Here is an 11597-nt window from a genome sequence, read left to right on the forward strand (position 1 = left end):
CTTCCCTTGTCGATTTGTGCCTAATAAAGCTTAGCATTCACGCATGTCATTCATCTTAACCCGTGAACAGATCGAATAACAGGAAGATATTAACCCAATAAAAAGAGGGACATGCGTCCCTCTTTTTGACTGGAGAATTAAGCTAATTAAGCACGAGTGGCTTTTTTAGCGCGGCGAATGAATGCCATAGAAAGCAAGCTGAGTAAGCTCCATCCTAAGGCACCACCGGAGCTAGATTCTGGCTCTGGGGTTTCAGGAGTCACAGGGGTGACTGGCGTAGGTTCAACACCATCAGACTCTACCGTCAGCATAAAGCTAGTGCTGGCGGCATCAGAGCTGATTTCGTTATCACGCACAGTCACTGTGACTAAGGTGTCACCGTGGAAGTTCGCTTCTGGGATCAGGGTAAACTGACTACCCTTGATCTCGGCACTAATGTGCTCACCCGTGACTTCAACCGTGTTCGGAACCTTGTTCGCATCCACATAGGATACACTCAGTCCTTCGAGACGGGTGTTTTCGGCCACGACTTGGTTAGCGATTGGCGCTAACTTGATATTGCCATTCACAGCAATGCTGTGGACCAACGTGGTTGGCGTTGCACCTTCAAGATCGTAGTTCAGTTCAAGATCCAAGGTTTTTCCTGTTGCTTCTGGTTGAACAGCCACTTTAAAGCTGACTTCCATACGGCTCTGCTCAGGACCCACATAGTCATAACAGACCACCAGATCGTTTTGCAGTTTTTCGTCCAAGTTATCGAAACCTAAGACTTCGTAGAGGTTGCCATTTTTTGGACCGACGGTTTTTGACCATGGAGAGTCAAACCCTTCCACAAATACCGCACCTTTTGCCACATTTGCACCTAAGTTGCTATAGGCGTAAATGATTTCATATTGACCCGGACGATCATCGATACCGCTGCGTAAAATGGTTTCAAAGTCAAACTCTTCACCCGTTTTACTGTCGGTCACATTGTCGAACTCGAGGAACAGTAGATCGCCCAGATCTGGACGATCTTCAGCATACTGAGTCGCAATGGTTAAACCCCATGGCTCAGAAGGATCACGACGATACTTGCTGGTGAAAGTGCCACGCCAGAATGGTGCCAAGGCTTCGTTCAAGAATCCTGGGCCACGGTGTTGCGACATGTACCAGTAACCCGTGTTGAACTGCAACGCCCCCACGGTATGCATACGCATGTAGCCCGCGTTAGGTTGGTTGTAGACTTCAAACTTGGCGTTTTGCTTGTAGAACAGCCAATTGATAGGCACATCGAATGCGTTGTTAAAGTCACCGACAAACCAGTCTGCGTTAGGCTGGATGCGGAACTCGCCCCACAGGTCGATATAACCGCCTTTCGAATATTCATCGATCAGCGGTGTATGACACATCTTATCGGTTAAGCTGGTGCTGACCTTGTACTCACGTCCAACGTTACGTGTCGACAACTGTAAACCACTCAGGGTTAGGTTGTGCTCATCGGCAACGATCGCTTTAGTCACATCATCGTTATTGGTTTTGATCGTTCCCGCTGCGAGACGCATACCTTCCGGTAGCTTCATCTCGAACTTGTAGTTACGATCCTGTGTCTCTAGGTTAGGCGCAATGTTGAGCTTAACATCGATGACATCCATGCTACGGGCTTTGTCTTGGCTCACGGACCAAGTTACCGCATCGTCGGCACGACGAATATCCAGCGCGGTAAAGCCTAATGTACCTTCGGCACCTGGCATATTGCCAAGGTCGAAACCACCGTAGTAAACATCGCCAGCTTTGGTTTCAGGAATGTTCCAGTTAAGGCCAATCTCATAGTTACCATTACCGTCGTGGGATGCCGGGCCGGACATGTTCAAGTAGCCCTTGTCATCGTTTTCCATCACTAGGGCATAACCAGTTTCAACAGCGACATCACCTTGACCCGCGCCATAGGCCATAGCGGTTGCCACCCAGTAAGTACCTGGGGTTGGGCTCTCAAAGCTACAGTAGTTATGTTCAGACTGGCTAGTTGAGATACACATTAACTCATCAATATATTCAGCGCGAATCGCAGAACTCGTTGGGTTATCGCCTTCTGGTACGAAGGTATTGCTGCCGTTCTTATCCAAACCCACCATGATAAAGGGGTGCAACTGGGTATAGCGTGGGTTTAGGTTTTCCAGCGTCGAGACAAGCTCTGCCTTTTGAACTTCCACCACGAAACGTTTAGTACCTTCAGGCACCACCACAGGGCGAATATCCCAACCCTTGTCTATGTTCGCTTTGCTTAAGATCGCGCTCACTGCGGTTAATTTGTTTGAGCTGATCTCTGGCTTCACCGGGCCATAGAAACGTGGGGTCAGTTGGCTGTAGGAGTCAGTGTTCACTACCAAAGACTCTGTACCTTGATCGCGAGTGATTTCAAAACGGTGCGCAACAGGTAACTGATCGGCCACGCTCGCCACCACCACTGGCATGTGTACATCTGGTGAGCTGCCATTGATTTCTTTTAGCAACACTTGGCCATTGAAGAAAGCATTTTTATTGAGTACTTCGCTCCAAGGCGCCGAAGGATCTGCTGGCTCCACCTTATGTTCGATAAGACTTGGCGTTTTCGCAGTGATAATAATGCTTTGCGATTCACCCGCCTTCAGGCTGAAGGACGCTGGCGATACAGATACCTCAAAACCTTCTTCCTTGCCGACACCTTCAACTGTCCAAGTGCCATCACGGGTCGCCTTAACGGTACGCATCCAGCTACAGGTTTTCTCGCATTCCATTTCCACCATAGAAGGCAAGTTCAACCAGTTCACCACACCGCCATTGGTCGGATCGGCATTACGGTAGTTGTCGATGGTTTCATCCATCACCAAGCCAGTATCCGCGGCACGCGCCACATTGATTGCGCCCGCACCCGCCATAAAGTTGTAGTAAGGTTCAACCAGCTCATAACCAGTATTCAATACCACGGGACCTGCAGTCAGCATGAGTGCCGATTGGATTTCGGCAGGCGTCCAGTCAGGGTGTAACTGAGTCAACAGCGTCATCGCACCAGTAACGTGCGGCGCGGCCATTGAGGTACCGCTCATAAAGGTCCAGTCGGACGCCGTTGGATTATTGGTGAAAGGCTGATCGTCGGCGTTCGCTGCATAGATATCCACACCTGGCGCCGTTAAATCAGGCACTAAGGTGTTATTAGTCCGACTTGGGCCTAGTGAGCTAAAGGTCGCTAGGTTATTACCCGCTGCAGCATCAAAGCTGTAATCGTTGGTAAAGTCGGTAATAGTCGCCCGTGCTGTACCCGGATTTTTCAGTACCCAGTTACGGATCTTAAGGCGATCGGCATACTTCACTTGGATACCCGGGATCACGTACATATCCGCTTCGAGGTTATCCACCGAAGAGCTCATATTTTGCAGGATCACGCCACCAGCGCCGCCCGCTGCCACGTTTTTCGCTTTTTCGATACGGGCAATATCACCACGCTCACAGACAACGATTTGATCCGATGTAAAGGTGCCCGCAGGGAAAGGCACGTTACAACTTGCCGCGGTATAGCTGTCTTTGGTGTTTGGATCGGCATATTTCTCTGCCAGCACCACTTCACCGGTAATCGCGCCAGAGAAGCTGGTGCCTTGAATCGCCGTAGTCGGTTTACCCGTGCCTTCAAAAGCGGTAATGCTCTTAATACCCGCCTTGAGTTTACGGTCATGGGTGGTTGCGCCGACTGTAGTTACCCAAGGTGATGAATGGTCAGCCGTCCAATAGGCACCGCTGTTACCCGCAGCAGCGGCAACGGAAATCCCCGCTTCACGGGCTGATAGGAAGGCCAGCTCCATTGGGTCACCCCAAGGCATGTTTTCAGCGCCACCGATAGAGAAGTTAATCGCATCCACACCGTCGGCAATCGCATCTTCAAATGCCGATAAAATGGCCGACTCAGGGCAACCTGCATAGGGGTCGCCACTGCTACCCGGCCAACAAACTTGGTAAGCAATGATATGTGCACGGGGGGCGACGCCACTGGTTTGTGGGAAGGTAAAAGGTACATCCACACCATCGCTGACCTTATCGCCAGTAAAACCTTGCAGAGGCGTATCTTTTAGGGTGTTACCCGCAACGGTACTGGCCGTGTGGGAACCATGGCCCGCATAGTCTTCCGCGTTCGCAGGACGAATACGTTTTGTCGCACCACTTGAAGTTTGGAATTCAGGCGCCGCATACACATCGGTGATTTCAGGGTAAGAATGCAGACCCACTAACTTGTTGTTACACAGTTCAGGGAAAGCGCCACAATCGCCAATCGCCTGACCTTTGTATGGGTTTAAGCGTGCATATTCTTCATCGTCGGCAAAGGCGACATGGTCGGTGTTGATACCCGTATCGATAATACCGACGACCATGCCCTCACCCTTCACCGGCAAACCGCCTTGCGTCGCGGTACCTTGCCACATTTGGTCGGCACCAATGAACTCAGGGCCACGGTCGGTGCGCAGTTCAAAAATACGGTTAGGGGAAATACGCTTCACGCCAGATTGGTGCGACATACGAATCGCATCTTCCTGCGTCATCTCAACGACTAAGGCGTTGCTGGCGATAGTGAATTGTTTGTTGATTTTCAGGTTCAGGCCCGCTTGACGCACATGCGAGACAAACTTGTCTTGCTTGCCTAACAAGTAACTCTTGTAGGACTGTGCCGTCGCCGTGTTCACGCTGACGCGACCCTTAGCAATCACGGAACGGTTAACTGGTGCCTTAGTGGCTGCAAAGCCAGGGATGTCGCCTTCATAGGTTGCTAAAGGCTCAGCCTCTAACTGAACGATATAAGTTTGTATCCCTTGCGAATTAGCTTCGGGCTGAAAAATCTCTTCGGGAGTACGGGCCTTCTTAACACGGTTGACTTGTCCCGGAGTACCGACATAAATATCACCACTGAGCTCAGCCTTGCGCTCATTAGTGACTTTTAGTACATCTTCGGCGGTGAAAGTAGGAGTATAAAAACTGCTACCTGCGACCTTCTCCATCCCTGGGTCGGCCAATGCAAACGTACAAGCACCACTCACATAGAGCGCAGTCAGGCTCGCGATAGCGGTACGTTTGAACTGCTGATTGTTCATAGCATTTCCTTCAGAATTATATAGTTATATTTTTATGCACTGGCGTGCACCACTAGATATAACAAAATCCCATCAAAAAATGCGTACCATTATGTAACACTACAAAAACACAAATTAAACATTTGAATGCGTGTTAGCTACAGCGATAAATTTCGAAAAATCATAAAAATACGCCGTAAATTCAACTTGTTCAGACTATTCTGCTAGAGTGTTGCAGATTAGGCATGGATAAAGCTCATCAGTCGGGCAAAGGAGTGGATATGAATCCGATAAATGCAGTCTGGAAACGTTGGCTATTGGCCCTAGTGTTAGCGGTCACGGGTTGTGCCAGCGTCGCCCAAGTGGATTTTGATAGTCTTTACGGTAAAAGCTCGCCGCAGACGCGGGCCGATTATCAGCCAATCCAGAGTGAACTCACAGCACAAACAAAGACTTATCATTCGGCTGTTGAACCTATCATCAACGGTCGCTGCGTGGTTTGCCATGCCTGTTACGATGCGCCCTGCCAACTTAAAATGACTTCCAGTGAGGGGATTGAACGGGGCGCGAACAAGGAAAAAGTCTATCAGGGCACCCGCTTGATGGCGGCAACACCAAATCGGTTATTTGTCGATGCCCACACGCCTGAAGCTTGGCGCGAACGCGGTTTTTATCCCGTGCTCAATGAGCGCGCCCAGACCCCACAGGCCAATACTCAGGCCTCAGTGCTGGCGCGGATGCTAACGCTAAAACAGGCCCATCCCCTACCGGACACTAAACTGCTCGATAAAAGTTTCGACTTTAGCCTCGATCGGGTTCAGCAATGCGCCAGCATTGAGGAAATGGACAAATACGAGCAATACCAACCGCTTGCGGGCATGCCCTACGGCTTGCCTGCGCTCAATCAGCAGGAACATAAGGTATTGATGCAATGGCTCGAACAGGGTGCAGTGTTGCCGACGCCACCAGCCCTCAGCGCCGAGTTTAATCAAGAAATCGCCCGCTGGGAGCAGTTCTTAAATGCCGACAACCTCAAGGCGCAACTGAGCGCCCGTTATATTTACGAGCACTTATTTGCCTTTCACCTGTATTTTGAGTCGTTAACCGCGGCCGATGCTCCCGCGGCTTACTTCGAGTTAGTGCGCTCACGCACGCCGCCGGGCAAACCGATTGATCTGATTGCCAGTCGTCGCCCCTTCGACGATCCGCAAGTGTCGCGGGTGTATTACCGCTTTAAACCCTATCACGCCACGATCGTCGATAAGACCCATATTCCCTACGCCTTGAATAACACTGTGCTGCAAAACTGGCAGCAGTGGTTTATCGATGCTAAATACCAAGTCAGCTCGCTGCCCAGCTATAAACCGAGCGTCGCGGCCAATCCCTTCGAGGCCTTTATTCAGCTGCCCGCAGGCTCGCGCTATCGCTTTATGCTTACCCGCGCTCAAGACACCATTATGGGCTTTATCAAGGGACCAGTTTGCCGTGGTCAGGTCGCCCTCAATGTGATCAACGATCGGTTTTGGGTCTACTTTGTCACCCCAGAATATATGGACGATAGCGACTTTACCGATTTCTATCAGGGTCAAATCGAGAACCTACGCATGCCCGCCGAGGAAGAAAGCACCGCACTTGCCGTGACCTGGGTGAAATACGCCGCCAAACAGGGCGAGTATATGCGGGCGCGAAATCAGTTTTTAAATCATAAGTTTAAAAATGGTCGCCACCTCACTATCGACGGTTTATGGGACGGAGAAGGCAACAATGATAATGCCAGCCTGACGGTATTTAGGCATTTCGATAATGCCACTGTGGTCAAAGGGTTAGTGGGAGAATCTCCTAAGACGGCTTGGGTGATCGACTATGCCCTGCTGGAGCGCATTCACTATCTCTTGGTTGCGGGTTTCGATGTGTATGGTAACTATGGGCACCAGCTACTCACCCGCCTGTATATGGATTTTTTACGCATGGAGGGCGAGTCTAACTTCTTGACCTTGTTGCCCCAAGAGGAGCGCCGTAAGCAGTTTAAGGATTGGTATCAGGATGCAGGCACCCAGCTGACCGCCTTTATCGCGGGGGATATTAATACCTTTAATCAACCCACGGGGGTGCTCTACTACACGGGCGATCTTAAGGCCGAACTCTACCAAAAGTTGGCCGCTAAGGTCGGCGAGGTTCAGCCCCAACGCTATCAAATCGCACTTAGTCAGTTGCAACCCAATAGCAAGGCCTTGTTGCAGGCACTAGGCAGAATCAAAGGTACGCAAGCGACTCTTTTGCCCGAGCTGACGATGATTATGATTGAGCCGCAAGCCCCAGGCAAAGCGGAAATCTTTACCTTAGTGCGTAACAGTGCCCATCGGAATATTTCGAGCCTATTCAATGAGGAAAGCAATCGCGAGCCCGCCAAGGATGATGTCACGCTAGTACGCGGGCTTTTGGGCAGTTATCCCGAAGCCTTCTGGCATATCAAGGAGCAGGACTTAGCCAAAGTCGTGGCTAAGGTCGAAGGCATGCAAACCGAGAAAGACTACGAGGCGTTATTGGATTTGGCGGCGGTGCGCCGTACCGATCCGCGTTTCTGGGCCTTTAGTGACAAACTCAACCAAGCCTTTTTCGACAGTCATCCGATTGAAAGCGGTTGGCTAGACTACAATCGACTGCAAAATCGCTAACAAAAAAGGAACCCTAGGGTTCCCTTTTTATCGACTTAACTTACCAGATCTTCACGCGATCCTCTGGGGATAAGTACAGCTTGTCGCCGGGCTTCACATCGAAGGCAGTGTACCAAGCGTCTAAGTTACGCACGGTCAGCGCGCGGTACATGCCAGGAGCATGGCCATCGGTCGCCACGCGGGCACGTAGAGCTTCATCACGCATCTTGGTCGCCCAAGTTTGGGCGAAGCCGATAAAGAAGCGTTGGTCGCCACTTAAGCCATCGATAACCGGTGCAGGTTTACCGTTAAGCGAGGCATGGTAGGCATCGAGCGCGGCCGCTAAGCCCGCCACGTCGGCAATGTTTTCACCTAAGGTCAGCTTGCCGTTTACATGCAGATCCGGGAATGGCGCGTAGGTATCAAACTGTTTCGCCAATGCCTCACCCTGCTTAGCAAACTGAGCAAAGTCCGCTGGCGTCCACCAGTTACGCATAGCGCCAGTCGAGTCGAACGCCGCACCATTGTTATCGAAGCTATGGCTGATCTCATGACCAATCACAGCGCCAATCGCGCCATAGTTATAGGCAGCATCGGCCTTAGCATCGAAGAATGGTGGCTGCAAAATCCCCGCAGGGAAGTTAAGCGCGTTTTGCACTGGCAGGTTAACCGCGTTAACCACTTGCGGCGTCATCCACCACTCGCCCTTATCCATAGGTTTACCGATTTTGGCGAGTTGATGGGCGTATTCCACCCTTTCACCATTGATAGCATTGGCATAGGCATTGGTTGGTGATACGGCATAGGCATCGTAATTACGCCATTTATCGGGATAACCCACGCCAACGGCAATGGTCGCAACCTTAGCTAGGGCTTCCTGCTTGGTTGAAGGGTCCATCCACTCGAGTTTTTCGACACGCTTACCAAAGGCACTGACGATGTTATCCACCATAGTGCTAACTTCGGCCTTGGCCGAGGCCGGGAAATAATGCTCGGCGTAGGCGCGGCCTACGGCATCACCTAGGTATTCATCCAAGGCACTCAAGGCACGTTTATCACGGCTACGCTGCTCAGGGGTGCCCGACAGCTTAGTGCCGTTAAAGGCGAAAGAAGCGTTATCGATAGCCGATGGCAATACATCGGCGTGGCTGTTGATATGGTGGAACACCAACCAGTCTTTCCACGCATCCAACGGCTCAGAGGCCACCAGCGCCGAGAGGTTAGTAATGGCACTGGCGTGGTAGGCGGCAAATCTGTCTTGCTTGCCAAGCTGGGCGGCATCTAAAAAGGCAGTCCAGTCGATACCAGGGGCTTTAGCGTCGAAGTCGGCACGGCTCCACACACCCGATGCCTTAGTGAAATCTTCACTGTCTTCACGGCTGGCGTGGGCGCTAGCGATTTTATGTTCGAGGGCGAAAATGCGATCGGCACGGGCCGCAGCATCGCTGATGCCCGCATCGGTCAGCAGGGTCTCGATATAGGCACGGTAAGCGGTGCGGATCTCGACCATTTTAGGGTCGTCCGACAGATAATATTCGCGCTCGGGTAAACCTAAGCCGCCTTGCAGAATATAAGGCAGCACTTCACCCGGCGTCGCCAGACCTTGAGTCACGAAAATGCCGAAGAGGTTTTCGGTGAAAAAGTCGGTGGCATTGAGAGGGTCCACATCGGCACGTAGGTTAGCACCGAGCGCCGCCGATAGGGCGTGTTTGTCCGCAATGGCTTGATAACTGGCCAAATCGGCTTCCATTGGCTTCATGCCCGCCGCATCGATTGCCGCAGTGTTAGTGTAAGCCTTGTAGAAATCGGCAATGCGCGCATCATCGCTACCAGCGATGTGTTCGGCCTTGACTAAGTCGGCGATTAAGCTGGTTTTATGCTTTTCAGTCTCTTGGAAAGCCACTAAAAAAGCGCCTGTGCTTGAACGATCGGCGGGGATCTCTGTGGTTTTCATCCACTCGCCATTGGCGTAGGTATAAAAGTCATCGCCGGGTTTAACCTTAGGCGACATTGCAGCGAGGTTAATGCCGATTGGCGTGGCGGGTTGGCTGGCAGCAGGTGCTGCGCTGGTTTGTACTTTTGCTGCATTGTCGCTGGCGACAGCGGCGGTTTCCTTGGTGTTATCACCACAGGCAGTTAACCCTGTCAGAACTGTCGTCGACAGTAATATGACGGGGATCAGGCGGTCCGACATATGAGACTCCTTCCGTTGTTATTCTTGTATTTTTGGTATTTTGGCTATTTGAATGCTTTCCAGCATGGCGAGGCAGTGTAACTGGCGATATGGTGGGATGTAAAAGAAACTCACGCTTTATGATAGAAAGTTAATGCAAAGTCTTTAATACACTCTATCCCTTGGCAAACAGATGCTTCTAGCAAAAAGCCAAACAGCCGATGACTATCGTGTTTGAATAACACAGGTTAGAGTTTGACTTGAGTGTACTGAGTCCAGGCCAGCAGTTGCCCCATCTGTGGGACTATCCACACCGCCGTGCCCTGATTTTGATAAACCCGATAGTAAAACAGATCTTCATCGCGAATATCGTGCTTACGAATAGCGCGGTAAAACTGCATCGCCGAATGGCTCACTTCATCGGGTTTGGTCAGCTCCTTTTGTGATACTTTGACATGGAAAACATCCACATTCAGATCATCAATTTGCGTCTGGTACTGCTCGAATTCGCCACGGATAGTGTACTTAATCGGAGTGGTTAAACAGTCCTGATCGGTAATGCAGGAGGTGGAGTAAAACTTGCCTCGATTTTCCCCTTCGTACACCAGCGACATGCTCAGATCCGTGCGCACCAGCAGCTCACCCGCTACTGGGAAATAGATATCCGCGTGGTAGTTATGCTCCAGCAGCTCCCCCGCGCCCTTATCATCAATCGGCAGCACGATGCGGTTGTAGCGAATACGCTCCTCCATTTTTTTACTGAGCGGAATAAACTCAGCCATATCAAGGCCCGCCGGAGTGGCATGTATGGAGGTGATATTGATGATGCCCTTGCCGTTACAATCCTTGGCATCGAGCGAGGGGCAGATGGCCATCGAATAGTTTTTACCATCAGTTGCCGCAAAGGCGCTGAAATAAGGTAAGCCACTGATATGGTTACCCTCTGGTGCTAAATGTTTTTGCCACCATGAGGGATGTAAATGTTCCTCATCGTCGATATACAGCACCTGCGCCGTCCCTAAGGTACCACCAATATTGAGGCTGATATATTTATCAGCATTCCATTTAGCGACCCGTTTCACCACGGCATGATGATCGCTCCAGTACCACACAGAGATAAGGATTAACCCCAACATGACGATGCCCGCCACCTTAGTCCAGGCAGAGACGCCAACAATCGCATCGCGGATCGCATCGGCATCGTTAATCGCCAACATCTTCACATGGGACTGTTCGGACACATGCAACTGATAACCGCGGCGCGCCACTGTTTTAAGCTGCACTTCGGTATAGGGTTCTAATTTTTTACGTAATGTACTGATGCACTGAGTTAATGAAGTGGGCGCGACCACACGTTCTGGCCAGCCGACGTGCAGCAATTCTTCCTTGGTAAAAATCGCGTTCGGGGAAGATAACAGCAATAGGAGTACGGCGGTTTCTGAAAAAGTCAGGCCGATATGGGTTCCATGAACAAGGTCAACAAGCTCCTTGGCCTGCTCATCTAACGTTAGATATGAAGTGATTTTATGCATGTTAAGCGCCCAACACTAAGCCAACACAATAGACTATGATTGCGCTAACAACGGGCAAACACAGTGAAACTCAGCTTCACCCGAGAGCAACCGTGATTCCTGGCTACCAAATCAAGATGGTTTATTTTACTTATTAACAACATAAAATACTGTGACTCTATACTCA

At 50.8% G+C, this 11597-nt stretch carries 4 protein-coding genes; 1 reads left to right on the top strand and 3 read right to left on the bottom strand.

Annotated features, from left to right (window positions below):
* Nucleotides 1-146: 146 nt before the first annotated feature.
* Complete coding sequence (locus M0415_RS11655; RefSeq protein WP_249553484.1) at nt 147-5093, bottom strand: S8 family serine peptidase; 4947 nt, start codon at nt 5091-5093, stop codon at nt 147-149.
* 260 nt (nt 5094-5353) lie between these two features.
* Here M0415_RS11655 and M0415_RS11660 point away from each other — a divergent pair, with 260 nt between their 5' ends.
* Nucleotides 5354-7747 carry a fatty acid cis/trans isomerase gene (locus M0415_RS11660; protein ID WP_249553482.1) on the top strand — a complete coding sequence of 798 codons (2394 nt, stop codon included), beginning with the start codon at nt 5354-5356 and terminating at the stop codon, nt 7745-7747.
* A gap of 40 nt (nt 7748-7787) precedes the next feature.
* Here the strand turns inward: M0415_RS11660 and M0415_RS11665 are convergent, their stop codons facing one another.
* Nucleotides 7788-9920 carry a M13 family metallopeptidase gene (locus tag M0415_RS11665; protein WP_249553480.1) on the bottom strand — a complete coding sequence of 711 codons (2133 nt, stop codon included), beginning with the start codon at nt 9918-9920 and terminating at the stop codon, nt 7788-7790.
* A gap of 227 nt (nt 9921-10147) precedes the next feature.
* A complete protein-coding gene (locus tag M0415_RS11670) occupies nt 10148-11431 on the bottom strand; it encodes a winged helix-turn-helix domain-containing protein (RefSeq protein WP_249553478.1) in 1284 nt (427 codons plus the stop codon).
* Between the last annotated feature and the right edge of the window lie 166 nt (nt 11432-11597).

This window comes from Shewanella sp. 10B (assembly GCF_023475885.1).
GTDB lineage: Bacteria > Pseudomonadota > Gammaproteobacteria > Enterobacterales > Shewanellaceae > Shewanella > Shewanella mangrovisoli.